Raw genomic sequence first — 24,659 nt, 5'->3', positions numbered from 1 at the left:
TCACGTCCAGCGGCGGCGGAACCGCCACATGATCGCCGCGTTGGCCACCAGCACCACCGCGCAGATCGCGCCGGCCAGCCGGCCGGCGAACACGGCCATCGCCGGGAGCGACGCCCACAGCACGATGGTCAACAACATCAGGTAGCGGCCCCTGCGGGCTCGGGCCCGGTGGTCCAGCCGGGCGAAGAAGGCCGGGTCACTCTCCCGGAGCTGACGGGTGATCTGGTCGAACCTGCGCTGATCCTCTTTGCTGAGCATGGCGCTGCCTTCCCCTCACGCGTCCAGCGGTTCGGCGGCATACCCGCTGCGGCGGCGGCTCACGCTCGCCCGCTCCTCCTACTTTTCCTCCGTGTGAGGACACCTCACGTCCGGCTTAGCCAAACCTTAAGTTTGCCTGTGGTGGTGAACGGCGCGGAACGTGTCGCGTACGGCGGCGTGGTCCGATCCGTACCCGGCTGCCGCACGTCCGCCCTGCTGGGAAGGTCGGAGCACGGCTCACGTCACCGGCCGGCCACGAACGCGGTGGTGAGGGCTGTCTTAAGTGCCCTCACCGGCGTGTTCGGCCCACCTTGAAGGCACCTGAGCGCTTGGTTACCTTGCCGTAGCAACCCCCTCAGGCAACAGTCGCCGCACCTGCCGCACCCGCTCGGTCGCAGCTTCCGGCGCTCATCAGAAATCGGGATTGGTACATGGCCGACCAGAATGTGCCACCACGTCGACCGCGGGACGACCGCGGCTGGGACGGACGCCAGCACCACACCTCGGACAGCTACGGCGACCCCACCGCGTCGTACGGATACGACTCGCCCCACCCCTACCAGGGCGGCTACGCGGCCCAGGGCGACCCGCGCGAGCAGTACGGCGACGGGTACGCGCACGCCGGACAGCCCGCCCCCGCCCCGCGTGGGCCGCAGTGGGTCGGCCCGGAGGGTCTGGGCCGCCCGGCCCCGGCGCGTCCGGCCGGCGCCGGACTGCCCACCCTGGACGATGACGACGAGCCGGGCCGCAAGGTCGGCCGGCGCAAGGCCATTGTCGCGCTCGGTGGCACCGCCGCCGTCGTGGCCGGTGGCGCGGCCCTCGCCATGACCCCGCAGTTCCGCAGCCTCTTCGGTGACGAGGCAGCCGCGGGCGACGCGACCGGGAGCGCCGTCACCGACGGCACCCTGGCGCGGCCCAGCGGGCAGCAGCCCAGCACGGTGCGTACCTACACCGAGCAGAACGAGAGCTACATGGGCTCCCGGGCCGGCGAGGCGCTGAAGAAGAACGCGCCAAGCGGTGGCCGGACCTTCTCCGGCCCGGCCGCGGCCGCCGCGGAGACCAAGGTGACCGTCAAGACGGTGCTCGCCAAGGACCCGATCCTGCACCTGGCCCGGCGGACCACCTTCGGCGCGACGCCCGCAGTGGTCTCCGACATCAAGAAGCAGGGCATCGACGCCTGGATCCGCGGGCAGCTCGACCCGGACAAGATCGAGCCGAGCAAGGCCGAGCTGAAGCTCGCCGAGCTGCCCACCCAGACGCTCTCCGTGCAGCAGTTGCGTGACCAGCGGGACAAGCTCAACGAGCAGGGCGCCCAGCCGGAGCGTGAGGTCGTCGACGCCACCCTGGCCCGGCAGATCTGGTCGAAGCGCCAGCTGTTCGAGGTGATGGTCGACTTCTGGAACGACTTCCTGCACGTCGCCGCCGACTTCGACGGCGGAGAGGTGTACCGCACGTCGTTCGACAAGGACGTGGTGCGCAAGCACGCGCTGGGCAGCTACCCCGAGATGCTGGTGGCGGCGAACAAGCACCCCGCGCTGCTGATCTACCTGAACCAGAAGGACTCCCGCAAGGACGCCATCAACGAGAACCTCGCCCGGGAGAACCTGGAGCTGTACTCGGTGGGCGTCGACGGTGGCTACAAGGAGGGCGACGTCCGGCAGGCCGCCATGCTGCAGACCGGCCGTGGCGTCGACGACAAGGGCCAGTACGTCCTGCGCGTCAACCAGCACTACATGGGCAAGGTGAAGATCCTCGGCTTCACCCACGCCAACACGTTCAGCATCAAGGACGTCAACAACCCGACGGCCAAGGAGATCGCCGCCGTGGACGCGGCGATCGACAAGTACATCACCTACATCGCGCTGCACCCCTCGACCGCGAAGTACGTGGCGCAGAGCCTCGCGACCCGGTTCGTCTCGGACACCCCGCCGAAGTCCCTCGTGGACCGGCTGGCCAAGGCGTACACCAGCAACAACGGCATGATCAAGCCGGTGCTGATGGCGCTGTTCAGCTCGTCAGAGTTCTGGGCGGCGGTGGGCCAGAAGGTGCGCCGGCCGATGGAGTACCTGGTCGCCACGTACCGCGTCCTGGGCGTCTCGCCGGAGGCGTCGGCGAAGAACGACAACGGCGACAACAAGCGCACCCCGTTCGCCCGGGGCCTGCGGCAGATCCACGACAAGCTGCGCGAGCTGGGTCAGTACCCGATGGGTCAGCCCACCCCGGACGGCTACCCCGACGTCTACGTCGCGTGGACCTCGGCCGGCACCATGGTCAACGGCTGGAACGAGGCCGGCGAGATCATTGCCGGCTACCGCACCTCCTTCACGTACACGGCGCCGGAGAAGCTGGTCGCCAAGCCGCCGGCCACCGCCGGGGCGTACGTGGACGCGCTCGCCCAGCGGCTGGTCCACCAGAAGCTCACCGCCCGGGAGAAGAACCTGATCCTCGGCGTCGCCGGCGTCTCGGCGACCACCAAGGTCGATGCCACGTTCAACGGGGCCATCACCGCCGTCGCGCGGGCGATCCTCGCGTCCCCCCAGCACCACCTCCGGTGAGGCACCCGATGGAGAAGACTGTGTACAACTCTTTCCCCCTGCACCCCGAATGCCCCGACCTGGGGCGGCTGGCCGACAACCCGACCGAGGCACTGCTGCGCGCGGAGGCCGACATCGTCGCCGCCGAGAAGGCCGCCGAGGCCGACCGCTACCGGACCCTGGAGGATCTGGAGGAGGCCCAGCAGGACGGTCGCGGCGTCACCCGGCGGACCTTCGTCGCCGGTGCCGCGGCCACCGCCACCGCGCTGGCCACCGCCCAGTTCGTCACCACCTCGGCGTCGTTCGCGGCGACCAAGACCGGCACGCTGATCCACGTCTTCCTCTACGGCGGGCTGGACGGGCTGAGCCTTGTCGCACCGGACAGCGACCCGGCGCTCACCAAGGGCCGGCCCGAGTTGCTGCTCGGCAACGACTCGCTGGCCCTGGCCCGCGGCTTCAAGCTGACCAGCGCGTTCAAGCCGCTGGAGCAGTACCTCAAGGCCGGTCAGCTCGGCTTCATCCCCGCCGTCTCGGACGAGCGCCTGTCCCGTAGCCACTTCCAGGCCGCGGACGCCTGCAACCTGGGCGGTCTGCCGCACGAGACCGGCGGCCGGGGCTGGCTGGACAACCTGGTCGACCACCTCGGCACGGGCACCGCCTTCCGGGGCGTCGGCATCGGCAGCACGCTGCCCCGCTCGCTTGTCGGCAACAACGGCGCGCTGTCGCTGAACAGCGTCGGCTCGCTGCGACTCAACGGCGACGACAAGTTCCGGGCCGCCACCGAGAAGGCGATCAAGGGGCTCTTCACCGGGATCAACCACCCGGTCGAGGAGGCCGTGCAGGACGGCATGGGTGCGCTTGCCACCGCGCAGAAGCTCGCCGCCAAGCCGTACCAGCCCGCCGCGGGTGTCAAGTACGAGGGCATCGGCAACGCCTTCCAGCAGCTCGCCCAGCTCATCAAGGGCGGCGCCAACGTCCGGGTCGCCACCGTCGGCATGGGCGGCTACGACACCCACGAGAACCAGGGCACCCAGGAGGGCGGTCAACTGCACCGCCGACTGGGCGAGCTGGCCAGCGCGATGGCCGCCTTCTTCACCGACCTCGGCCCGCAGGCCGCCGACGTGACGATCATGGTGTCCAGCGAGTTCGGCCGGCGGGTCAGCTCCAACAAGGGCGGCACCGACCACGGGCACGGCGGCGTGGTCACCGTGCTCTCCGGCAAGAAGCTGGCCAGCTCTCTGCTGGGCACCTGGAACGGCCTGGACAAGTTGGACTCCGGCGACGTGCCGGAGTACAACAACATGTTCAACGTGTACGGCTCCGTGGCGCAGGGTCGGTTCGGCCTGACCAACGCGCAGGTGGAGAAGATGCTCTTCCCCGGCAGCGACCGGGCCTACAAGCCGATGAAGCTGTACGCGTGACGCATTCGCACACCCACGCCGCCGGCCGCCGCACCGGGACCTCGTCCCGGCACGGCGGCCGGTCGGCTGCTCCCGTACCCCCGCAGATCCCGGCCCGGCGCGGACCCGGCGGCCGGCGGCTGCTGGCCGCGCTGCTCCTGGTCGGGCTGCTCGCCAGCGTGCTGCCCTGGTGGCTGGGCACCCCCGCCGGTTCGCTGCGGACCACCGCGGCCACCGTCACCGCGGCCGGCCGGATCACCGGCCTGATCGCCGGTTACCTGCTGCTGGTGCAGGTGCTCATGATGAGCCGGCTGTCGGTGCTCGAGCGGTGGATCGGCGGCGAGCAGCTCGCCCGCTGGCACCGCGACATCGGCGCGACGCTGCTTGTCGCCGTGCTGTCGCACCTGTCGCTGATCCTCGTCGGGTACGCCGACCTGCGGAACCACTCGATCCTCGCCGAGGTGGGCACGCTGCTCGGCGACTACGAGGACATGCTCTCGGCCTTCGTCGCCGCCGGCATCATGCTCGTGGTCGGCTTCAGCAGCGTCCGGGCGATCCGTCGGGCGCTGCCCTACGAGGTGTGGCACCTGCTGCACCGGTCGAGCTACCTGGTACTGCTGCTCGGCTACGGGCACCAGTTCAGCCACGGCGGGCAGCTCTACCGGCCCGGCCCGGTACGGACCGGCTGGATCGCCCTGTACCTGCTGGTGGTCGCCGCCCTGCTCTGGGGCCGGGTGATCGCGCCGCTGGCGTTCAACATGCGCCACCGGCTGCGGGTCGCCGACGTGGTCGCGGAGAGCCCGGACACGGTCTCCATCTACCTCACCGGTGATCGGCTGGACCGCCTGGAGATGCTCGGCGGGCAGTACTTCCGCTGGCGCTTCCTCACCCCCGGCAGCTGGTGGCAGTCGCACCCGTTCTCCGTCTCCGCCGCCGCCAACGGCCGCTGGCTGCGGCTCACCGTCAAGGTCGTCGGCCGGCACACCGCCGACCTGCGCGACCTCGACCCGGGAACCCGGGTCTGGGCGCACGGCCCGTCGGGCACCTTCACGGCGGCCCACCGGGTGCGCGAGCGGGCGCTGCTGATCGCCGGCGGCAGCGGCATCACGCCCATCCGGGCCATGCTGGAGGAGCTGCCCCCGGGCGCCGCCCTGATCTACCGGGCCCGTACGCCTGCCGACGTGCTGCTCAGCCGGGAACTGGACTGGCTGGCCCAGGAACGCGACACGTCGATCTGGTACGTCATCGGCTCCCGCGACGACCCCGGCCCCCGCCAGCTCATGAGCCCGGACGGGCTGCGCCAACTGGTGCCCGACGTGGCCCGGCGCGACGTCTACCTGTGCGGGCCGCCCGGGCTGGTGGAGCAGTCGGTACGCGCGCTGCGCCGTGCCGGCGTGCCCCGCCGGCAGATTCACCTGGCCACGTTCGAGCTGTAGGAAGGCATCGCATGCGTCGCGCGTTGTTCGCGATCACCGGTCTGGCCGCCAGCACCACCGCCCTGGTGGTGCTCAAGGGCTCGCCGGGCACCACCCAGGTCGCCCAGAACCTGCCGACCGCGCAGCCGGTCAACCCGACCGGACAGGTCGTCGACCCGAGCGCCGACCCGGCCGTCGGCCCGACGGGCGCGGCGCCGAAGCCGTCGGTGACCGCCGGCGCACCGTCGTCGTCGCCCAAGCCGACCAGGACCACCGCGCGGCCGTCGGGCACGAAGACCACCGCGAAGGCCCCGAGCGCGCCGCGCACCACCACCAAGCCGCCCCAGTCGACCACCCGCCGGGTGACCGGCCCGCCGGTGGACACGGCCAAGGGTTACGGGTACGTGCAGGTGCAGATCGTGGTCTCCGGCAGCAAGATCATCGAAGCCACCACCCTGGCGTTGCCCAGCGGCGGCGAGTCCGACATCCACAGCGGCGACGTGCGGGACACGTACAACGGCACCGGCGGTGAGGTGGTGCAGAAGCAGAGCGCCAACCTCAACACCGTCTCCGGCGCCACCGAGACCAGCATCGCCTACAAGAGCTCCCTGCGGTCCGCGATCGAGCAGGCGTTCTGACGTGCCGGCGGCGATGATCCGACCCGGCCTGTGCCGGGTCGAGCAGATCATGGGTACGGCGATCACCCTGGACCTCGCCGACGACCTGCCCCCCGCGCGGCTGCACGAGCTTGCCGACGAGGTCTTCGCCTGGATGCGTGAGGTCGACGCCCGGTTCAGCACGTACAAGGAAGACAGCGAGGTGTGCCGCTTCGACCGGGGCGAGGTGCTGCTCTCCGAGGCGTCGACGGACCTGCGCTTCGTGCTGGAGGCGTGCGCCGACCTGTGGGGCGCCACCGACGGGTTCTTCGACGCGTACGCCACCGGACGGCTCGACCCGTCCGGGTTCGTGAAGGGCTGGGCGGCGCAGGTCGCCTCCGACCGGCTGCTCGCCGCCGGCGCGGCGAACCACTGCGTCAACGCCGGCGGCGACGTACGCGTCCGCGGCTTCTCGCCGGCCGGCGAGCCGTGGCGGATCGGCATCCGGCACCCCTGGGACGCGATGGCGACCTGTCTGGTGCTTGCCGGCACCGACCTGGCGGTGGCCACCTCCGGCGTGTACGAGCGGGGCCGGCACGTGCTGGACCCCCGCCGGGGCGCGCCGGCCGGCGGGCTGCGCTCGGTGACAGTGGTCGGCAGCGACCTCGGCGTCGCCGACGCCTACGCCACCGCAGCCCTGGCCATGGGAGCGGGGGGAATCGGCTGGCTGGACCGTCTCGGCGACCACACGCACGCGGTCGTCACCGACGACGCCCGCCAGTTCCACTCCACCGCGCTTCCGCTGACCGTCTAGCGCAGCGGGCGATGGGTGCCGGCGGGGCGGGTGCCGGTGGGGCGGGGCCGCCCGGGGCGCGAGCCGGCCGGGCGGGTGCCCGCCCAACGGTGCCGCGGGTGGCTGCGACGGGGCGGTTCGGTGCCGCCGGGATACGGCGACCTGTCGTGTGTGGACATCGTTCCCCCGTTCGTGGCGCGCGTTCGCGCTGTCACCTGCTCAACGAGCGCCGGCCGCCCGGCGACGCTGTCGGCCACCGGATCGAATCGTCGGCCGGGGCCGGGTCACCTACCCCGGCGAGGCAGGGGCAGGTGGCCGGGGAGCAGGTCGGGTGCGAGCGTCACCCCGCTGGCCCGCAGCGCCTCGATCAGGGTGTTCTGCACCAGGTAGGAGTCGGGGAGCTGCCAGCGGGCCTGCTCCGGGGCGACCGCCCAGCGGACGGTCCCCTCGGGCAGCCGGGTGGGCGGCGCCGGGATCCACGAGCCCGGCCCGTGCCGGACGACGTGGAAGCAGTGCTCCAACTCCGGTCGGAGCGGGTCGCCGGGGCGGACCAGGAACATCCACCGCCCGGTGGGCGTGACGAGCACGGGTCCGCGTACGCCGGTGCCGGCCGGGTGGACCTGCACGGCGTCGAGCACGTGCCGGCCGAGGTGGGCCGGCACCTCCAGCACGTCGAAGGTCCGTCCGGTGGGCAGCAGCACGCCGTGCGGGCGGGTGCGCCACCAGGTGGCCACCCGGGCCGGGTCGGTGGTGGCGGCCAGCTCCCAGTTCTCGAGGGCGGGGTGGCAACCCACGGTGGGGCAGCCGGCCCGACCGCAGACGAACCTGCTGCGGGCGAGGCAGGCGCCGGGCGTCACCTCCCAGCCGTGTACGGCGTACCGGATGGCGACCCGGCGCAGCCGGACGCGTTCCAGCGGCGACAGTTCGGCGACGCGCGGTACGACGTTCCCCCACATGTGTGCCATCTCCCCTCGTTGGGCCCGGCGAACGCCAGGTCGCATGTCGAGCACCGTCACTGCCGTAACCCACGATCGTTGAGGTTGACGAACGGCTCGTGCAACTTGCACGAAAGTTACGAGGACTGACTGTCCGACTGACGTACAGGCTGTGCGACCAGCGAAAACTTCAAGACGGACGACTGATCGCCGCACCCGCGGACATCGTCGGCACCCGATGGGTGGCGACGGCAGGGGAGGGATGGGGAGATGGACGAGCTACCCATTGGGCGGCGAGTGGCCTACTGGCGGGGCCGACGCAAGATGTCGCAGCAGGTCTTCGCCGACCGCCTGGGCAAGTCGAAGAGCTGGGTGGACAAGGTCGAGCGGGGCGTCCGCCGGCTGGACAAGTTCTCCGTCCTCTACGAGATCGCCGACATCCTCCAGATGGACGTGCAGTTGCTGATGGGCCGGGACCCGGAGCGGCGTACCGACGGGCTGAACTGCATCGACCAGGTCGAGGTGCAGGAGATCCGGGCGGCCCTGGAGCGGTACGACTCGATGAGCGCCTACTTCGACGCCGTGCCGTACCCGCCTCCGCTGGACGACATGCGCAAGGCCGTCAACCACGCCTGGCTCACCTACCAGTACGGCCGCTACGGGATGCTCACCCGGGCGCTGCCGAAGTTGCTGCGCGACGCTCAGGCGGCCGACGCCGCGTACGGGGGAACGCAGGCGCCGGAGGCGGCCCACCTGCTCGGGCAGGTCTACCAGATCGCCTCGTCGGTGCTGCGCAAGCTCGGCGAGTTCGAGCTGGCCTGGTTGGCCGCCGACCGGTCGATGGCGGTGGCCCAGCGGGCCGACGACCCGCTGCTGGCCGGCATCGCCACGACCCGGGTCTGCAACGCCCTGGTCGCCATGGGCCGGGCCCGGCCGGCGCTGGAGCTGAACGTCCAGATCGCCAACCGGTTGGCGCCCGGCGGCAGCAACGAGGTCTCCCCGGCCCGGCTGTCCGTCTACGGGATGCTGCTGTTGCAGGGTGCGATGGCCGCGTCCCGGATCGGCGACTCGGCAAGCGTCGACGACCTGATCAACTGCGCGCAGGAGGCCGCCACCCTGCTCGGCGGCGACCACAACCACTACTGGACCTCGTTCGGCCCGACGAACGTCGAGCTGCACCGGGCCGCCGCCGCCGTCGAGCTGGGCGACGGGGGCCGCGCGGTCGAGGTGCACGTACGCATCGTGGAGCCCGCGTTCGACGCGCTGCTGCCCGAGCGCCGCGCCCACCACCTGCTCGACATCGCCCGGGGGTACGCCCAGATCGGCGACGTGGCGAACGCCGGCGAGATGCTGCTGCGCGGCGACCGGCTCGCGCCGTCGGAGATCCGCTGCCGGCCGATCGCCCACGAGGTGATGTCGGACGTCCTTCGTCGCACACGTGGTGCGCCGCCTTCTCCGATAGCGGAGTTGGCTGAGCACATGGGAGTAGGGGTATGAGCGCGGAGCCGGCTTGATGACCGGCGCACCACGCACCAGCGAGCACCGTGCGGTGCTCTACGTCATCGCCTGCGGCTCGCCGCTGGCCCGCCACGTCGGTCGTCTGGTCGAGCTGGCCCAGTCGGACGACTGGGACGTCTGCGTGGTCACCACGCCGGACGGCGCCAAGTTCGTCGACCAGTCGGCCCTGGTCCGGCAGACCGGGCACCCGGTGCGGACGCACTACAAGAACCCCGGTGACCCGGACGTGCTGCCGCCGGCCGACGCCATGATCGTCTGCCCGGCGACAGTGAACACGGTGAACAAGTGGGCCGCCGGCATCGCCGACACCCTCGCCCTCGGGCTGCTCGTCGAGGCGCAGGGCAAGGGCGTTCCGATCGTCGCGGTGCCGTACACAAATGTCGCGATGGCCGCCCACCCGGCGTTCCGGGCCGGCGTGGCCCGGCTGGCCGACTGGGGCGTCACGGTGCTCTTCGGTGACCATGTGGTCGCCCTGCACCCGCCCGGGACCGGTGAGCAGCACCTGCACGCGTTCCCCTGGCAGATGCCGCTGGCCGCGCTGCGGACCGTCGCGTACCGGGCCGCCTGAGCGTCCGGCGGTCGCCTCGGCCGGGTCGACGGACCGGCGCGGCCGGGCCGGGCGTCGCCGCCCGAAGCTCCCCGCGCCGGTAAGCTGGCCCGCCGTGAGCATCAGCGCATCCGCAGCCACGGTGACGGACGTCGTCGCCGAGTTGGAACGGCGCTATCCGCCGAGCTGGGCCGAGGAGTGGGACCGCGTCGGCCTGGTGCTCGGCGAGCCGACCGCAGCGGTCCGCCGGGTGCTCTGCGTGGTCGACGTGGTGCCCGAGACGGTCGCCGAGGCGCTGGCCGTCGGTGCGGACATGATCGTCGCGCATCACCCGCTGCTGCTGCGGGGGGTCTCGTCGGTCGCCCCGACGACAGTCAAGGGGCGGATCGTCCACCAGCTCATCCGGGCCGGCGTCGCGTTGTACGTGGCGCACACCAACGCCGACGTGGCGTCCCCCGGCGTCTCCGACGCCCTCGCCGCCCGGTTCGGCCTGACCGGTCTGCGCCCGTTGCAGCGGCCGGCGGCCGGCTCGGCCGCCCACGGCGACGAGCGGGGCATCGGCCGGATCGGGGAGTTGCCCCGTCCGATGACCCTCGCCGAGCTGACCCGGCACGCCGCCGCCGTGCTCCCCGTCACGTCCTGGGGAGTTCGCGCCGCGGGGGATCCCGGGCGTATGGTTCGTACCCTCGCCGTCAGCGGCGGGTCGGGGGACAGCTTCCTCGGCGCCGCGACCGCCGCCGGGGTGGACGCGTTTCTCACCTCCGACCTGCGGCACCATCCGGCCAGCGAACACCTCGCCGCCGATGGTCCCGCCCTGATCGACGCCGCCCACTGGGCGACCGAACGACCGTGGCTGGACGACCTGGCCGCCCTCCTGCGAGAGGCGCCGGGCGTCGAGACGCTGGTGTCCGACCTGGACACCGATCCGTGGACCGTGCACGCCGCCGCACCCGTTGTGGACGACAAGGAGCCCGACCGTGAAGGCTGACCCCCAGGTCCAGCGCCGCCTGCTCGACCTTCAGGCGATCGACACCAACCTCGCCCAGCTCGCGCACCGCCGCCGGTCGCTGCCGGAGCGGGCCGAACTGGAGGCGCTGGCCCGGGAGCTGTCGTCGCTGGAGGACGAGCGGGTTCGCGCCCAGGTCGCGGTCGACGACCTGGACCGGGACATCGCCCGCCTGGAGAAGGACGTCGAGCAGGTGCGGGCCCGCAAGGAGAAGGACCAGAACCGGCTCGCCGCCGGCACCGGCCCGGCCCGGGAGCTGGAGGCGCTCCAGCACGAGCTGGCCTCGCTCAACCGGCGCCAGGGTGACCTGGAGGACGCCGAGCTGGAGTTCATGGAGCAGCGGGAGACCGCGCAGGGCGTGCTGGACGGCGTGGAGCAGCGGCTGGCCGACACCCGGGAGAAGCGGGCCGCCACCGAACAGCGCCGCGACGACGCGCTGGCCGAGATCGCCAAGGAGGAGGAGTTCAAGCGGGGCGCCCGGCAGCCGCTCGCGGCCGACCTCCCGGCCGAGCTGGTCACCCTCTACGACAAGATCCGCGCGGACACCGGGCTGGGCGCGGCGCTGCTCACCGCCGGCCGCTGCGGCGGCTGCCGGCTGGACCTCTCCGGCGCCGACCTGGCCCGCATCCGCAAGGCCGCCCCCGACGACGTGGTCCGCTGCGAGGACTGCCGGCGGATCATGGTCCGTACCAACGAGTCGGGCCTGTAGGTCGTGGCGCCGCGCGTGGTCGTCGTCGAGGCCGACGGCGGGTCCCGGGGCAACCCGGGCCCGGCCGGCTACGGCGCGGTGGTGCGTGACTCGGAGACCGGCGAGGTGCTCGCCGAGCGCTCCGAGTCGCTGGGCACGGCGACAAACAACGTCGCCGAGTACCAGGGCCTGATCGCCGGTCTGCGGGCCGCCGCCGAGGTGGGCGCCGCCGAGGTGGACGTCCGGATGGACTCCAAGCTGGTGGTCGAGCAGATGTGCGGCCGGTGGCAGATCAAGCACCCGGGCCTGCGCCCGCTCGCCGCCCAGGCGGCCACGCTCGTGGGCCGCTTCGGCGCGGTCCGCTTCACCTGGATCCCCCGCGACCAGAACCGGCACGCCGACGCGCTCGCCAACGCCGCCATGGACGCCGCCGCCGGCCGACCCACCCCGCCGCCGGCCTCCCTCGGCGCACCGGCCTCGGCCAGCGCCCCGGCCGGAGGCGCGTCGACGGGCAGCGACCCGGCGACCGCGCCGGCCTCCTGGGAGCCGCGCCCGAGCTTCACGGCCACCCGCCTGATCCTCGTGCGGCACGGCGAGACCGCGTACACCGAGCAGGGCCGCTACTCCGGCCGCGGCGACGTGCCACTCTCCGAGCGCGGCCGGGCCCAGGCCCGCGCCACAGGCGCCCGGGTGGCCGCGCTGGCCCCGTCCGTCGCGGCCGTGCTCAGCTCACCCCTGTCCCGGTGTACGGCCACCGCGGCGGCGATCGCCGGGGCTGTCGATGGCGACGTGCCGGTACGCACCGAGGCCGACCTGATCGAGTGCGACTTCGGCCAGTGGGAGGGGCGCACCTTCGCCGAGGTACGCCAGCAGTGGCCGGGGGAGATGGACGCCTGGCTCGCCTCGCCGCGGATCGCCCCGCCGGGCGGGGAGTCGTTCACGCAGGTCGCCGAACGCGTCCACCGGGTCGTCGACGCGCTGCCGAAGGCGTACCCCGGGGAGACCGTTGTGGTCGTCTCGCACGTCTCGCCGATCAAGCTGGCGCTGCGCGACGCCCTCGCCGCCAGTGACGCCTTCCTGCACCGGCTCTTCCTGGACGCGGCCGGCATCTCGGTGCTCGACCTGTGGCCCGACGGCGGCATCGCGGTACGCACGGTGAACGACACCGCGCACCTCGCCGCCCTCTGAGCCGGCACACCCCGACCCATCCGGTCGACCGCCCGGTCGCGCCGTTCGGCGCAGCCCGTGCGCCGTTCGGCGCAGAGCCGTCCACGCGCTGATCGTGACGGCAGTCACAGAGTCGTAGCCTCCGGCCGTCACATCGCGTGCCACGACTCCCCGGAGGTGTGTCAGATGCCTGCACCGGAACCGGAGGCGCCCACCACGGCGCCGACCCGGGCGAAGGACCACAGTCCCTGGAACTGGTTGCTCTTCCTCCCCATCGTGGTGCCGCTGATCCCGGCGTTCTTCAACGGTGACGCGCCCCGGATCTTCGGGTTCCCGCGTTACTACTGGCTGCAACTGGCCTGGATCCTGCTCGGCGTCACGACGACGACGCTTGTCTACCAGATGACGAAGAAGCGGGGAGGCCGCTGATGTGGCGCGACCATCTCACCGAGATCATCGTCTTCTCCCTGCTGTTCCTGCTGGTCAGCGCGATGGGCTTCGTGGCCGCGCGCTGGCGGCGGCCGAAGGACATGGCGCACCTCGACGAGTGGGGCCTGGGCGGGCGCAGCTTCGGCGGCTGGATCACCTGGTTCCTGGTCGGCGGTGACCTCTACACCGCGTACACCTTCGTCGCGGTGCCGGCGCTGATGTTCGGCGCCGGGGCGGCCGGGTTCTTCGCGGTGCCCTACACGATCGTCGTCTACCCGCTGGTCTTCCTGGTGCTGATCCGGCTCTGGTCGGTCTCGCACCGGCACGGCTTCGTCACCCCGGCCGACTTCGTCCGTACGCGCTTCGACTCGCCGGTGCTGGCGCTGCTGATCGCGATCACCGGCATCGTCGCCACGATGCCCTACATCGCGCTGCAACTGGTGGGCATCGAGGCCGTCCTCAAGACGATGGGCGTCACGGGTGAGAGCACCGTGGCCCGGCACCTGCCGATCATCATCGCGTTCGCCATCCTGGCCGCGTACACCTACCAGTCGGGGCTGCGCGCACCGGCGCTCATCGCGTTCGTCAAGGACAGCCTGATCTACATCGTGATCCTGGTGGCGGTCATCTACCTGCCGTACAAGCTGGGCGGTTGGGGCGACATCTTCGACGCGGCGGACGCGAAGTTCCAGGCGTCACCGAGCCCGAACGACGGCATCCTGCTCAACGGCAACAACCAGTTGCAGTACGTCACGCTGGCGTTCGGCTCGGCGCTGGCCCTGTTCCTCTACCCGCACAGCATCACCGGCGTGCTGGCCAGCCGGAACCGCGACGTGATCAAGCGCAACATGTCGGCACTGCCGGCGTACAGCCTGCTGCTCGGTCTGATCGCGCTGCTCGGCTACATGGCCATCGCGGCCGGGGTGAAGCCGCTGCCGGGAGCGTCGGCGGGCAGCGTCGACAACAACACGATCGTGCCCCTGCTGTTCGACAAGCAGTTCCCGGACTGGTTCGCCGGCGTCGCGTACGCGGCGATCGGCATCGGCGCGCTGGTGCCGGCGGCGATCATGTCGATCGCGGCGGCGAACCTGTTCACCCGCAACATCTACAAGGAGTACCTGAAGCGGGACGCCAGCCCGGCGCAGGAGGCGAACGTCTCGAAGATCACCTCGCTGGTGGTCAAGGTCGGGGCCGTGGCCTGCATCGTGTTCCTCGACCCGCAGTTCTCGATCGACCTCCAGCTCATCGGCGGCGTGATCATCCTCCAGACGCTGCCGGCCGTGGCGCTGGGCCTCTACACCCGCTGGTTCCACCGGACCGCCCTGATCGCCGGCTGGGTCGCCGGCATGGGGCTCGGCATGTGGATGCTCTACCAGGTGGCCAGCCCGACGAAGAAGCACTTCGGCGGGTCCGCGTTCCCGCTGGAGAAGTTCGGCTTCGACACGCCCAAGACGATCTACGTGGGCATCGTGGCGGTGCTTGTCAACCTGGCGGTCGCCGCCCTGTTGACGCTGATCCTGCGGGCCGCCAAGGCGCCCGAGGGCGTCGACGGCACCACACCGGACGACTACTTCGCCGACGAGGGCGACCCGCGGGTCACCCCCGGCGTCGAGCGCGACGCCGACTCGGCCCGCGAACCGGTCGCCTGACCTCCGGCCCGCCCGGCCGCCGACGTGGTCGGTGGGCTGGGCGGGCCGCGTCGGTGTGGGCTGGGCGGGCCGCGTCGGTGCGCCCTGGGCGGGCCGGGTCGGTGCGGTCGGTGGCTGGGCGGGCCGCGTCGGTGTGGGCTGGGCGGGCCGGGTCGGTGTGGCCTGGGCGGGCCGGGTCGGTGTGGGCTGGGCGGGCCGCGTCGGCGGTGGTCGGGTGGTCGGGCGCGCCGCCGCCGGGCAGGCCGGGCCTCGTTCGAGCGCTATGGAGCTGATGTCGCAAACGAATCAAGCCTGCGGCGGTCTGCGGCGGCCTGCGGCGGTGCAGCCTGCGCGGCCTGCGCGGCCTGCGGCGGCCTGCGGCGGTGCGGTCTGCGGCGGTGCGGTCAGCGGTGGCGGTTGCGGTTCACCAGGGCGTGGTTGAGGCGGCCCAGCAGGGTCGCCAGGCTGGCCCGGTCCTCGGCGCTCCAGTCGGCAAGCATGTCACCGTAGAGCCGGGTGCGGGCGGCCTGCACGGCGGCCATCCGCTGTAGCCCGGCCGGGGTGGGGGAGATGACGGTGCCGCGGCCGTCCGTCGGGTCGGGGGCGCGGACGATCAGGCCGTCGCGTTGCAGGGCGGAGACCTGCCGGGTCACCGTCGAGCCGTCCAGGTTGAGTCGCGCGGCGAGGGCGGAGACGTTCTGCGGGCCGGCGGAGTCCAGGTGCCGCAGGATGACGTACGCCGCCCGGTCCAGCACCCGGTGCTCGTCGGTGCCGGTGGCCCGGCGGGTGGCCTCGCCGAAGCGCATCAGCAGGGCCACCTCGGTCTCGATGTGGCCGAGGGTGCTCTCGTGGTCGTCGCTCATAGCTGTATGATACAGAGTAAGTACCTGTACGATACAGCTAATTGGGGAGTCGGAGTGGATCGGAGTTCCGAACCGAACCGCAGTGCCATCTACGCCACCACACTTGTGGCCTTCCTCGCCATCGCCGGCATCGCCGTCGTCGACCCGATCCTGCCGGCCATCGGCGAGGCGATCGGGGTCACCGCCTGGCAGGTCGAGCTGCTGTTCACCGCGTACATCGCGGTCATGGCCCTCGGCATGATCCCGGCGACGCTCGCCAGCGGCCGGTTCGGGTTCAAGCCGGTGCTGATCGCCGGTGTCTCGGTGGTCGGGCTGGCCGCCATCCTCGCCTCGTTCAGCGACAACATCGTGCAGCTGTCCGTGCTGCGCGGCGTGTGGGGGCTGGGCAACGCGATGTTCTTCGCCACCGCCATGGTGGTACTTGTCAACCTCGCCATCGACCGAGAATGGGTCGTCGGCCTCTTCGAGACCGCCCTCGGTCTCGGCTTCGCCGTCGGCCCGCTGATCGGCGGCCTGCTCGGGCAGGTCTCGTGGCGGCTGCCGTTCTTCGTCTGCGGCGTGTTCATGGTCCTCGCCCTCGGCGTGGCCGCCCGCAAGCTGCGCGAGCCCACCAACCGGCAGGCTCCGGTACGCGTCGGCCAGATCTTCGCCACCTACCGCAAACCGGCGTTCATCGCCCTCTGCGTGGTGACCGCCGCGTACAACTTCGTGTTCTTCGTCGTGCTCGGCTACACGCCGCTCTTCCTCGGCCTCGACGTCGTCCCGCTGGGGCTCGCGTTCACCGGCTGGGGCCTCGGCCTGGCCACCGGCATCCTGGTGATCGGCCACCGGCTGGCCCACCGGATCGGCGCGGTGCAGACCGTCGGCGTGGCCATCGCCGGCCTGCTGGTCTGCATGGTTCTCTTCGCCACCTCCATCAGCACCGCCGAGGCGCTCGTGGTGCTCGTGCTCGCCGGCCTCTGCATGGGCCTGGCCAACGCCAACCTCACCGACCTGGCGCTCGGCCTCGGCTCCAGCGACCGCAGGCTCGCCACCGGCGCGTTCAACCTGGTCCGCTGGGGTGCCGCCGCGCCCGCGCCGATCATCTCCGGCAAGCTCGCCGAGCGCTCGCTGGCGCTGCCCTTCTGGGTCGGCTTCGGGGTGCTCGCCGTCGGCGTGCTGGTCTACCTGGCGTTCGCGCACCTGATGGCCGCCGGCTACGGCGAGCGGGTCCTGTGGTCCCGCTGGAACCGCGCCGCCGCCGACACCGAACACGCGGCCGAAGAGCCGGTAGGCGAGGCCTACTAACGCGGAACCGTCGTCAAGATCCACACGCTTTGCCGGGAAACCGCTGCTTCAACGTGCGCTGACACAGCGGTTTCCCGGTAAGCCGTGCGGATCTTGGCGTCGGGCGGCTCAGCTCAGGGCGCGGTAGAGCAGGTAGAGGCCGATCGTCGTACCGAACACCACGATCAGCGTCTTGAGCACCACCGGCGGAAGCCGACGGACCAGCCGGGCGCCCGCGTACCCCCCGATCAGGGTGGCCGGCGCGACCACCGCGACGGCCGCCCAGTTCAGCGGGCCGAACAGGGCGAACACCACGAGCGTCGTGAGCCCCACGATCGCGGAGAGCAGATTCTTGATGGCGCTCACCCGCGCCAGCGTCGCGTCCAGCACCAAGGCCAGGCCGGCGACAAGCATCACCCCGAGCGCGGCGCCGAAGTACCCGCCGTACACCGAGCCGAGCGCGACCATCGTCTGCACCGCGACCGTCCGCTGCCGCGGCGACAGGTCGCGGGGGTGGCCGACCAGCCGGCGCAGCGGGTCCTGGAACGCCAGGACCGCTGTCGCGCCGAGGACCAGAAAGGGTACGACCAGCTCGAACGCGCGGGCCGGGGTGGCCAGCAACAGCAGCGCCCCGACGATCGTGCCCACGATGGTGGTGGGCACCAGCGTGGCCAGCGCCCGAGGGCGCGGCAGGTCCATCCGGCTGCCCGCCACGCTTGCCACGTACCCGGGGAACACGGCGACGGAGTTGCTCACGTTCGCCGGCACCGGCGGCAACCCGATTGCGATCAGCGCCGGGAAGGTGATCAGTGAACCGCCACCGGCCACCGCGTTGACCGTGCCAGCGGCGAGACCGGCGGCGAGCAGCAGCGCGGCGTGGGAGAGATCCATAGCCCCACGAGGCTAACCTCTGGGCGATGACGCGATCCGCCGGACTGCCGCCCGTGAGCCGCGCGATCTCGGGCAGGCGGGTCGCAAATATCGGCATAGCGGACTCGCACAGGACAGTGCCCTAGAAAACGGACCGACGCCCAACGGGGACGATAAGGGCGAAACACTCGCCAACTCCGGTGGCTCCGCCAGGCTTTATGGTGGCGTACTCCGGAAGCTGGGTGTGGACTGGCGGGATGTCCTCGCATCTGGATTTCTTCGCTGGCTTCGCGGTCACCGGCACGGTCCTGGGCGTCGGTCTCGGCTCCCGTCCGGACGACTGGCCGGGCGTACTGGGGTCCGACTTCGATGAGGGGTCGTGGAACGAGCGCCACCTGGTGCGGCAGTTCGGGTTCGTCAACGCCAACTTTCATGACGGGTCGGGCGAGTGGATCTGTGATTCCGTCGTCGTCCACGCCTGGAAGTTGCACAAGTTCGACGACTCGGTCCCCAAGTCGATCGGCAGCCGGTACGGGAGCTTCCCGCCTCGGGTGCCGTTTGAGGAGGTGGCCGACCGACTCGTCAGCGCGGGCGTGGAGATCTATCACGTCAGCCGGCTGCATATGGCCTCCCTCGAACAGTATTGGATACCGGATTGCAAGGTCATGTTCTGGTTGATCTCCGAGTACCAGCTGGAAGACTTTCCCGCGCTGCGGCTCGGGGACGTCGATTCGGTGTCCACCGCCACCGGCGTCGACCTTCGGGCGGAACTGCTGACCCGGTATCGCTGATGGGGGATCACGTGGTCTGCTCCTGATCCACGGGCTGGGCCGCACCGTCCGCCAGCGCCGCCGGCCGAGCCGGGGCGGAACAGGGCGGCCTCACCACGCCGTTAGGATGGGAGCGCGACGGACGAGTCGACCGGGCGGTCGCGTCGGCGGGCTCCGGCCCGCCGCCGAGGAACGTCCGGACTCCACAGGGCAGGGTGGTTGTTAACGGCAACCCGGGGCGACCCGCGGGACAGTGCCACAGAAAACAGACCGCCGACCCCAACGGGGACGGTAAGGGTGAAACGGTGGGGTAAGAGCCCACCAGCACCCCGGGTGACCGGGGTGGCTAGGTAAACCCCACCCGGAGCAAGGCCAAGCAAGGGCCGTCACCGCAAGCTGACGACCCGGCGCAGACGCTTGAGGGCTGCCCGCCCGATGTCTGCGGGTAGGCCGCTGGAGCCTGCCGGCAACGGCAGGCCGAGATGGATGGCCGCCGCCGGCGCAAACCCTTCGGGGTACGCGCCGCGCACAGAATCCGGCGTACAGGTCGACTCGTCCGTCGCCCATTAGCTCAGAGCCTCGATCAAGGCTCTGAGCTGGTTCTATGTCCGGGCGTCGATGGTCGTCGTTGGTCAACTTTGGCCGGCGTTTGACGCCCTGGAGACGCACGCCCTGACGCCCTGGAGACGCCCTGAGCGCCGGCTCAGCAATCCCCGTGCCGGCTTGGCCGCTGCAGCAACGCGCGGGAACGATCCGCCCATGGGTGCCACTACAACTCGCGCCACTCTCCTGCCCGACGAGGATCACCCGTGCGGGCGAACTCTTCGACAACCTGCCAGGCGCGTTCGAGGTTGAGAACGAAGTCCGCGGTGAAGTGGACCGGGTCGTCCAGCACCAGCACTTCCGCATCTGCGTCCGCCGGCTGATCGGCGGCCAGGAGGGAGATGGCGTTCTCGTCCGTCAGCAGGTGGACGACCGCCGCGGAACCCGCGAACCCGAGCGTCAGCACAGGGAACATGGCGCTGCCCCGTACCTCGAGATAGCCGCGCCTTTGGGCGCGCAGGTCGTCGAACCGCTTCGCGAGCCCAGCGAAGTCCGACCGCTCCACCGAGGCGAACTTCCCTGATGTCGGAGATGTGGCACTCCACGAAATGGTCACCCGGCAACCTCCTGGACGATCACGAGGGTATGGCTGCGGAGCACGATCAGGCTGGGCGCCTCCTGACGTGCTTGCATCCCGGAGACCGATGGCAAGCCAGTCCTGGGGTTGGACTGGCGCGGCAGCCGGAAGCCCTGACGCACGACCGGGCCGACCCGCTGGCTTCCGTAGCGGTCTTGGTGGTCCCATTCGTGGATGAGGTGGGATGAGTGCGTGCCGGAGCTGCTGGAGCACCTGGGGGAGATGGGTCTGGTCGGGCTGGTCAAGATTGACGGGGAGCGGGAGCGTAAGCCCTGGACGGTGGTGATCTCGGGTCAGCGGCTCGATGGTGCGGCGATTAGGGTCGACGGCCACAGCCTCGACTACTGCCTGAAGCATGCGGTCGCCGCGCTTCACAAGCTCTACCCGGACGAACCCGCGCTGAGTTGAGATCCGACCGTGGGGCAGTGTCCCGGCAGATGGCGGTGGCTCACCGCCCGCCATGGCGATGCTCACACTCGGTGCACAGTGGCCCTTAACTCGTCACGCACATGCGAGCATCGACACACGTTACGTAACTGCGGGCGCTTGGTGGTTGGGGGAGCATGCCCAAGAGTCAGGTGCGGCGTGACCACTTCGGAGGCCTCCTCAGGACCCTCCGCCTGGAGCGGCGGCTGACCCAGGAGGAGCTTGCCGAGGCGGCCGGTTCCAGTGTCCGCGGAATCCGGGAGATGGAGCGCGGCCGGGTGCGTAGCCCGCAACGACGGACGGTGGTGCTGCTCGCCGACGCCCTGCGGCTGACCGGGGAGGACCGCGATCGTTTCGTCGCCCTGGCCCGGGTCGAGCGGCAGCCGGACCGAGCGGCGGTGCCGGACGACCGCGTGGCGGTGCCGGACGACCGCGTCGCGGAGGTGCCGCACGACCGTTCGGCGTTGGTCGTACCCGGGGAACTGCCCGTCGCCGTACCGGACCTGGCCGGCCGGGCGGAGATCCTGGAACGGCTCTCGGCGCTGGCCGCCGACGTCACCGCAGGGCGGCCGGACACCGCCTCGGTGGTGGTGCTGCACGGACCGCCCGGAATCGGCAAGACCAGCCTCGCCGTCGCCGCTGGACATCGACTCAGCCCGGCCTTCGCCGGCGGACAACTCTTCGTCGACCTGCAGGGCGCCTCGCCGGACGACCCGGTCGACCCGGCCGAGGCGCTGGCCGGATTGCTGCGGTCGCTCGGGGTGCCGGACAGCCGGGTGCCGATCTCGGCGGCCGAGCGCGGTGGTCTGTTCCGCACCCTCACTCGGGACCGGCCGCTCCTGGTGGTCCTGGACAACGCCGCAAGCGAGGCACAGGTACGCCCACTGCTGCCGGCCGGGCGGGGATGCCTCGCGCTGGTCACCTGCCGGCGTCCACTGACGGGTCTTGCCGGTGCGGTCCGCCTGCCGCTCGACCTGCTCGCCCCGGCAGCGGGTCGACTGTTGCTCGCGGCGATCGTCGGTGCCGACCGGATCGCCGCCGAGCCGGCCGCGGCCGACCAACTCGTCAAACTCTGCGGCCGGCTGCCGCTTGCCGTTCGGATCGCCGGCAACCGCCTCGCCAGCCGACCGCAATGGTCGGTCGGTTGGCTGGTGGACCTGCTCCGCGACCAGCGTCAGCGGCTGACCGTTCTGACCGCCGGAGACCTGGGCGTTCGATCCGCGTTCGAGGTCTCCTACCGGCAACTGGACCCGATGACCGCGCGAGTGTTCCGGCGGGCCTCGCTGATTCCCGGTAGCGACTTCGAGCCCGCGCTGGTCGCCGCCGTGGCCGGCACCGACGAGGACACCGCGGCCGCAGCCCTGGAGGAGTTGGTCGAGGCCGGTGTCCTCCTGACCATGGGGGACCGGTACCAGTTCCACGACCTGCTCCGGCTCTACGCCCAGGAACGCCTCGACGCCGAGGAACAACAGGCATCCCGGACGGGCGCGCACGATCAGATGGTCGGCTGGCTGCTGCGGCGTACGCGGCAGGCCGGCTTGATGTTCGAACCGGTCGCCTCTCGGGTCGACTCCCCGTTCGACGACGATCGGGCGGCGGCGTACTGGTTGAATCGGGAGTCCGTCAACTGGCTGGCGGCTTTGCGCGACGCGGCCCGGCGCGGTCGGCACGCCGACGTGGTCGCGGTCACCAGGGCTCTGCACTGGTACTCGGACGCCAACAGCCACCGGCACTCCTGGGACGAGATCTTCTCGCTGGGAGTGGCCGCGGCCCGGGCCGCCGGTAGCCCGCGCGACGAGGCCGTGCTGCTGAACTTCCTGGGCTGGGCCCGGTACTTCTGCCGGGACCGCAACACCGACGGGCTGGCCGCGCTGGACCGGGCGCTGGAACTGGCCCAGCGGATCGGGGACCGCCGCGAGGAGGCGTGGGCGCTGACCTACACCGCCGCGATCTTCATTCGGATCGGCCGTGGCGGGGCGGCCGTCGACCACTGCCGCCGGGCCGTGGGCCTGTTCCGCGAGATCGGGTACGCCCTCGGCGAGCACAGCGCGGCGAGCGCGCTGGGCGGGGCGCTGGCAACGCTCGGCCGGTTCACCGAAGCGGCCGAGTTGCACGGCGACGTGCTGGCGTTCTACGTCCAGGGAAACGGTCTCAGTCGTACCGGCGCCGTGGTGGCCCAGGCGGGCGCGATGATGAGTCTCGGCGCGGATCTGGCCGGGATGGGCCGGTGGCGGAACGCCGCTGACGAGTACGCCCGCGCCCGGCGGCTGTTCAACAGGTGCGGCGCGACGTTCAGCGAGGCCGTCGCCATCCATCGCTACGGGCTCGCGCTTCAGGCGTTGGGCGAGGTCGACGCGGCGGCCGAGGCGCTGCGGGCGGCGCTGGCCCTGTATGCCGCGTTGTCCTGCCCGTGGTGGGAGGCGCAGACCCTGTCCGCGCTCGCGGCGCTTGCCGGCTCGGCTCCGGGCCGGGCTGCTGACGCCCGCCTGCTGCGCCAGCGGGCGCTCGACCGGTGCGGCGAACTGGACGCCCCGGAGGTGCGGACCCTGCGCGCCACCCTGCGACGCGAACTGGCCGAGTCCTGATCCCGGACACGCGCCGGGCCCCGCCGACGAGGCGGGGCCCGGTGTTGCAGGGACAGGGGTCAGTTGCAGGTGGTGCCGTTGAGGGTGAACGGTGCGGAGGTGGCGGGGGGGCCGTTCGCGGTGAAGCCGAAGTTGACGGCGCCGCCGGTCGGGATGGTGGCGTTGTAGTTCTCGTTGGTGACGGTCACCGCCGAGCCGGCCTGCTGGAAGACGCCGTTCCAGTGGCCCTGGACGAGTTGTCCACCCGGGAAGGCGAAGCCCAGCGACCAGCCGTTGGCGGCCGGGCCGTCGTTGTAGACGGTGACGCTGGCGCTGTAGCCGGTGACCCACGAGTCGGTGACGACGAAGGAGACCCGGCAGGTGCTGGCGATCTTCGTCGCCGGCACGAGGTTGCCGTAGTCGTCGCGGGCCGTGGCGAAGTCCTGGAACCCGAAGCCCCGACCGGCCGATCGGGTGGTGGTGCCGGCGGCGAGCACGGTGCCGTTGGCGTTGACGGCGTAGACCGGGCCGCCACTGTCGCCTCCCCGTGCGGACTCCTGGCCGTCGAGCTGGGTGGCCTCGACGAGGTCCTCGATGTCGTCGTAGTGGTAATCGACCCGCAGGTTGCAGACCGGACCGCCGATCGCACCCGCCGAGGTGTACCCGGACTGGCACAACAGCTGGCCGGGGAAGACCTCGGTCCAGCCGATCACCTGGGTTCGGACCTCGTCCTGCTGACCGCCGACGTAGAGCTGGCCGCCGGGCGTCGGCGTTGAAATGATCATCGTGTCGTGGTTGTCATTGCTGGCGACCGCGTAGCCGACCAGGGTGCCGGTGCCGGTGGTCTTGTTCCAGCCGACGTGCCAGGGCGAGCCGATGGCTCCACAGTGCTCGGCGGTCAGGATGTAACCGGCGTTGGTGTCCGCGTTGCGGACGCCGAAGCCTGCGGTACACCCGGGCGTGGTGATCCCGATGCCCGCCCCGCCGTCGAACGGCGCGGCGTCGTTGGCCCGTGACCGTGCGACCATGCGGTCGCGTTCGACGAAGCTGGTACGGACGCCGGTGACCGGTAGCTTCGGCAGCTTGGCCGGGGTGTGGCCGACGGCGATCTCGATGCCGGTACCGTCCGTGCGGAGCCTGACCGAGTGGCTGGCGTCCGCCGGGGCGGCTTCCACCACCGGGGTGAGTCTGGCGGCGGCCTTGCGCAGTTCGGCGCGGGAGTAGGTGGCGTTGGCCACCTCGACCGGCGCGGTGCGGCGGGCGGCGGTGACGGCTGCGGCGATGTCGGTGGGCAGCGCACCCTTCCACCACAGGGTGACGTGGTCGTCGACCAGGCCGATACCGGCATAGCCGCGTGCCGGTGCGCGTTCCACCGCGGTGCGGATGACATTGGCCACGTCGACCAGTGGGGCCTGGGCAACCATCTGGTCCAGGGTCCGTGCCGGGATGATGTCGAGGAGGGACTTGGCGGCCCCGGCGGCCCCCGGTTGGCCGGACTCCGCGTACGCGGAGGTGGGACCGGTGAGCGCTGTCGCGCCGACCAGTGCCCCGACGATCACCGTACTGGCGATCGCTTTCCGTATTGATGTCATGCCGCTGAGTCAAGCAACGTCCGCTGCCGGGAGACAGGCAGGACGCCCGGCAGGAGTCAACATGCCGGCGGTCCTGCCGGCCTCTCACGCCTTGGCGTAACCGCTCGGCCTCGTCACTACTGGCCCGCGCTGGCTGCACGACGGGATGGTTACCTTCGCGGTTCGTTGCTTACAGGCAGCAGCAACGCAGTTTGCGGTGACCGCCGCCCACGAG

Annotated in this window: 22 protein-coding genes and 1 other RNA gene; 17 read left to right on the top strand and 6 right to left on the bottom strand. The window is 71.4% G+C overall.

The annotated features are described in order from the left end of the window. Positions 1-258, bottom strand: coding sequence for a DUF3040 domain-containing protein (locus MILUP08_RS26290; RefSeq protein WP_007463435.1), 258 nt, complete (start codon positions 256-258; stop codon positions 1-3). A gap of 431 nt (positions 259-689) precedes the next feature. Between MILUP08_RS26290 and MILUP08_RS26285 the strand changes: the two genes are divergently transcribed. The 5 genes from MILUP08_RS26285 to MILUP08_RS26265 are packed head-to-tail and all read left to right on the top strand — an operon-like array spanning position 690 to position 7,017. Next, positions 690-2,813 carry a DUF1800 domain-containing protein gene (locus tag MILUP08_RS26285; RefSeq protein ID WP_007463432.1) on the top strand — a complete coding sequence of 708 codons (2,124 nt, stop codon included), beginning with the start codon at positions 690-692 and terminating at the stop codon, positions 2,811-2,813. A gap of 8 nt (positions 2,814-2,821) precedes the next feature. Then, a complete protein-coding gene (locus tag MILUP08_RS26280) occupies positions 2,822-4,213 on the top strand; it encodes a DUF1501 domain-containing protein (RefSeq protein ID WP_039906667.1) in 1,392 nt (463 codons plus the stop codon). Next, positions 4,210-5,628 (top strand): ferredoxin reductase family protein, encoded by a 1,419-nt coding sequence (locus MILUP08_RS26275; RefSeq protein WP_007463428.1) that lies wholly within the window; start codon positions 4,210-4,212, stop codon positions 5,626-5,628. Before MILUP08_RS26280 ends, MILUP08_RS26275 begins: the two co-directional genes overlap by 4 nt. An 11-nt stretch (positions 5,629-5,639) precedes the next feature. Then, a complete protein-coding gene (locus MILUP08_RS26270) occupies positions 5,640-6,245 on the top strand; it encodes an FMN-binding protein (RefSeq protein ID WP_007463426.1) in 606 nt (201 codons plus the stop codon). A 49-nt stretch (positions 6,246-6,294) separates the two neighbouring features. Then, positions 6,295-7,017, top strand: coding sequence for an FAD:protein FMN transferase (locus MILUP08_RS26265; protein ID WP_039908828.1), 723 nt, complete (start codon positions 6,295-6,297; stop codon positions 7,015-7,017). A 263-nt stretch (positions 7,018-7,280) separates the two neighbouring features. Here MILUP08_RS26265 and MILUP08_RS26260 read toward each other — a convergent pair whose 3' ends face one another. Continuing rightward, positions 7,281-7,952: a bifunctional DNA primase/polymerase gene (locus tag MILUP08_RS26260; RefSeq protein ID WP_007463422.1), complete on the bottom strand. Its 672-nt coding sequence runs from the start codon at positions 7,950-7,952 to the stop codon at positions 7,281-7,283. A 249-nt stretch (positions 7,953-8,201) separates the two neighbouring features. Between MILUP08_RS26260 and MILUP08_RS26255 the strand changes: the two genes are divergently transcribed. The 7 genes from MILUP08_RS26255 to mctP all read left to right on the top strand — a co-directional run bounded on the left by MILUP08_RS26255 (position 8,202) and on the right by mctP (position 14,935). After that, a complete protein-coding gene (locus MILUP08_RS26255; protein ID WP_007463420.1) occupies positions 8,202-9,428 on the top strand; it encodes a helix-turn-helix domain-containing protein in 1,227 nt (408 codons plus the stop codon). Between the two features lie 16 nt (positions 9,429-9,444). After that, on the top strand, positions 9,445-10,017 hold the full coding sequence (locus MILUP08_RS26250; protein ID WP_007463418.1) for a flavoprotein: 573 nt from the start codon (positions 9,445-9,447) through the stop codon (positions 10,015-10,017). Positions 10,018-10,111: 94 nt separating this feature from the next. Beyond that, the gene (locus tag MILUP08_RS26245; RefSeq protein WP_007463416.1) at positions 10,112-10,984 is read left to right on the top strand and encodes a Nif3-like dinuclear metal center hexameric protein; all 873 of its coding nucleotides are present in this window, start codon (positions 10,112-10,114) and stop codon (positions 10,982-10,984) included. Next, on the top strand, positions 10,974-11,711 hold the full coding sequence (locus tag MILUP08_RS26240; protein ID WP_007463414.1) for a zinc ribbon domain-containing protein: 738 nt from the start codon (positions 10,974-10,976) through the stop codon (positions 11,709-11,711). The genes MILUP08_RS26245 and MILUP08_RS26240 overlap by 11 nt, the downstream gene beginning before the upstream one ends. A 3-nt stretch (positions 11,712-11,714) precedes the next feature. Continuing rightward, positions 11,715-12,878, top strand: coding sequence for a bifunctional RNase H/acid phosphatase (locus MILUP08_RS26235; RefSeq protein WP_007463411.1), 1,164 nt, complete (start codon positions 11,715-11,717; stop codon positions 12,876-12,878). A 165-nt stretch (positions 12,879-13,043) separates the two neighbouring features. Then, a complete protein-coding gene (locus tag MILUP08_RS26230) occupies positions 13,044-13,286 on the top strand; it encodes a DUF3311 domain-containing protein (protein WP_007463408.1) in 243 nt (80 codons plus the stop codon). Further along, entirely contained in the window at positions 13,286-14,935 is a 1,650-nt protein-coding gene (mctP, locus tag MILUP08_RS26225; protein WP_007463406.1) for a monocarboxylate uptake permease MctP, read from the top strand. Before MILUP08_RS26230 ends, mctP begins: the two co-directional genes overlap by 1 nt. Before the next feature lie 383 nt (positions 14,936-15,318). Here the strand turns inward: mctP and MILUP08_RS26220 are convergent, their stop codons facing one another. Next, the gene (locus MILUP08_RS26220; RefSeq protein ID WP_007463403.1) at positions 15,319-15,777 is read right to left on the bottom strand and encodes a MarR family winged helix-turn-helix transcriptional regulator; all 459 of its coding nucleotides are present in this window, start codon (positions 15,775-15,777) and stop codon (positions 15,319-15,321) included. 54 nt (positions 15,778-15,831) lie between these two features. Here MILUP08_RS26220 and MILUP08_RS26215 point away from each other — a divergent pair, with 54 nt between their 5' ends. After that, complete coding sequence (locus MILUP08_RS26215; RefSeq protein ID WP_007463401.1) at positions 15,832-17,064, top strand: MFS transporter; 1,233 nt, start codon at positions 15,832-15,834, stop codon at positions 17,062-17,064. A gap of 108 nt (positions 17,065-17,172) precedes the next feature. On the opposite strand, the gene MILUP08_RS26210 is transcribed toward MILUP08_RS26215, so the two are convergent. Further along, complete coding sequence (locus MILUP08_RS26210; RefSeq protein WP_007463399.1) at positions 17,173-17,934, bottom strand: sulfite exporter TauE/SafE family protein; 762 nt, start codon at positions 17,932-17,934, stop codon at positions 17,173-17,175. A gap of 236 nt (positions 17,935-18,170) precedes the next feature. On the opposite strand from MILUP08_RS26210, the gene MILUP08_RS34030 reads away from it, so the two are divergent. Beyond that, entirely contained in the window at positions 18,171-18,704 is a 534-nt protein-coding gene (locus MILUP08_RS34030) for a hypothetical protein (protein WP_007463397.1), read from the top strand. 122 nt (positions 18,705-18,826) lie between these two features. Next, an RNA gene (gene rnpB / locus MILUP08_RS34105) (RNase P RNA component class A) lies at positions 18,827-19,242 on the top strand. Positions 19,243-19,452: 210 nt separating this feature from the next. On the opposite strand, the gene MILUP08_RS26200 is transcribed toward rnpB, so the two are convergent. Beyond that, complete coding sequence (locus MILUP08_RS26200) at positions 19,453-19,842, bottom strand: hypothetical protein (RefSeq protein WP_007463393.1); 390 nt, start codon at positions 19,840-19,842, stop codon at positions 19,453-19,455. Between the two features lie 213 nt (positions 19,843-20,055). Between MILUP08_RS26200 and MILUP08_RS26195 the strand changes: the two genes are divergently transcribed. Further along, the gene (locus MILUP08_RS26195) at positions 20,056-20,271 is read left to right on the top strand and encodes a hypothetical protein (protein ID WP_007463391.1); all 216 of its coding nucleotides are present in this window, start codon (positions 20,056-20,058) and stop codon (positions 20,269-20,271) included. Positions 20,272-20,426: 155 nt separating this feature from the next. Further along, complete coding sequence (locus tag MILUP08_RS26190) at positions 20,427-22,874, top strand: ATP-binding protein (RefSeq protein WP_007463388.1); 2,448 nt, start codon at positions 20,427-20,429, stop codon at positions 22,872-22,874. A 59-nt stretch (positions 22,875-22,933) separates the two neighbouring features. On the opposite strand, the gene MILUP08_RS26185 is transcribed toward MILUP08_RS26190, so the two are convergent. Beyond that, the gene (locus MILUP08_RS26185; protein ID WP_007463386.1) at positions 22,934-24,445 is read right to left on the bottom strand and encodes a cellulose binding domain-containing protein; all 1,512 of its coding nucleotides are present in this window, start codon (positions 24,443-24,445) and stop codon (positions 22,934-22,936) included. Positions 24,446-24,659 lie beyond the last annotated feature (214 nt).

Source organism: Micromonospora lupini str. Lupac 08, assembly GCF_000297395.2.
Lineage (GTDB): Bacteria > Actinomycetota > Actinomycetes > Mycobacteriales > Micromonosporaceae > Micromonospora > Micromonospora lupini.
Note: the sequence above shows the minus strand (reverse complement) of the source record. Positions and strands in the feature narration are given on the sequence as shown.

Coding starts and splice junctions, on each gene's coding strand:
- MILUP08_RS26265 (WP_039908828.1), top strand. CDS start 6,295: ATGGGTACGGCGATCACCCTGGACCTCGCCGACGACCTGCCCCCCGCG.
- MILUP08_RS26270 (WP_007463426.1), top strand. CDS start 5,640: ATGCGTCGCGCGTTGTTCGCGATCACCGGTCTGGCCGCCAGCACCACC.
- MILUP08_RS26255 (WP_007463420.1), top strand. CDS start 8,202: ATGGACGAGCTACCCATTGGGCGGCGAGTGGCCTACTGGCGGGGCCGA.
- MILUP08_RS26290 (WP_007463435.1), bottom strand. CDS start 258: ATGCTCAGCAAAGAGGATCAGCGCAGGTTCGACCAGATCACCCGTCAG.
- MILUP08_RS26210 (WP_007463399.1), bottom strand. CDS start 17,934: ATGGATCTCTCCCACGCCGCGCTGCTGCTCGCCGCCGGTCTCGCCGCT.
- MILUP08_RS26190 (WP_007463388.1), top strand. CDS start 20,427: ATGCCCAAGAGTCAGGTGCGGCGTGACCACTTCGGAGGCCTCCTCAGG.
- MILUP08_RS26185 (WP_007463386.1), bottom strand. CDS start 24,445: ATGACATCAATACGGAAAGCGATCGCCAGTACGGTGATCGTCGGGGCA.
- MILUP08_RS26285 (WP_007463432.1), top strand. CDS start 690: ATGGCCGACCAGAATGTGCCACCACGTCGACCGCGGGACGACCGCGGC.
- mctP (WP_007463406.1), top strand. CDS start 13,286: ATGTGGCGCGACCATCTCACCGAGATCATCGTCTTCTCCCTGCTGTTC.
- MILUP08_RS26280 (WP_039906667.1), top strand. CDS start 2,822: ATGGAGAAGACTGTGTACAACTCTTTCCCCCTGCACCCCGAATGCCCC.
- MILUP08_RS34030 (WP_007463397.1), top strand. CDS start 18,171: ATGTCCTCGCATCTGGATTTCTTCGCTGGCTTCGCGGTCACCGGCACG.
- MILUP08_RS26250 (WP_007463418.1), top strand. CDS start 9,445: ATGACCGGCGCACCACGCACCAGCGAGCACCGTGCGGTGCTCTACGTC.
- MILUP08_RS26220 (WP_007463403.1), bottom strand. CDS start 15,777: ATGAGCGACGACCACGAGAGCACCCTCGGCCACATCGAGACCGAGGTG.
- MILUP08_RS26260 (WP_007463422.1), bottom strand. CDS start 7,952: ATGTGGGGGAACGTCGTACCGCGCGTCGCCGAACTGTCGCCGCTGGAA.
- MILUP08_RS26230 (WP_007463408.1), top strand. CDS start 13,044: ATGCCTGCACCGGAACCGGAGGCGCCCACCACGGCGCCGACCCGGGCG.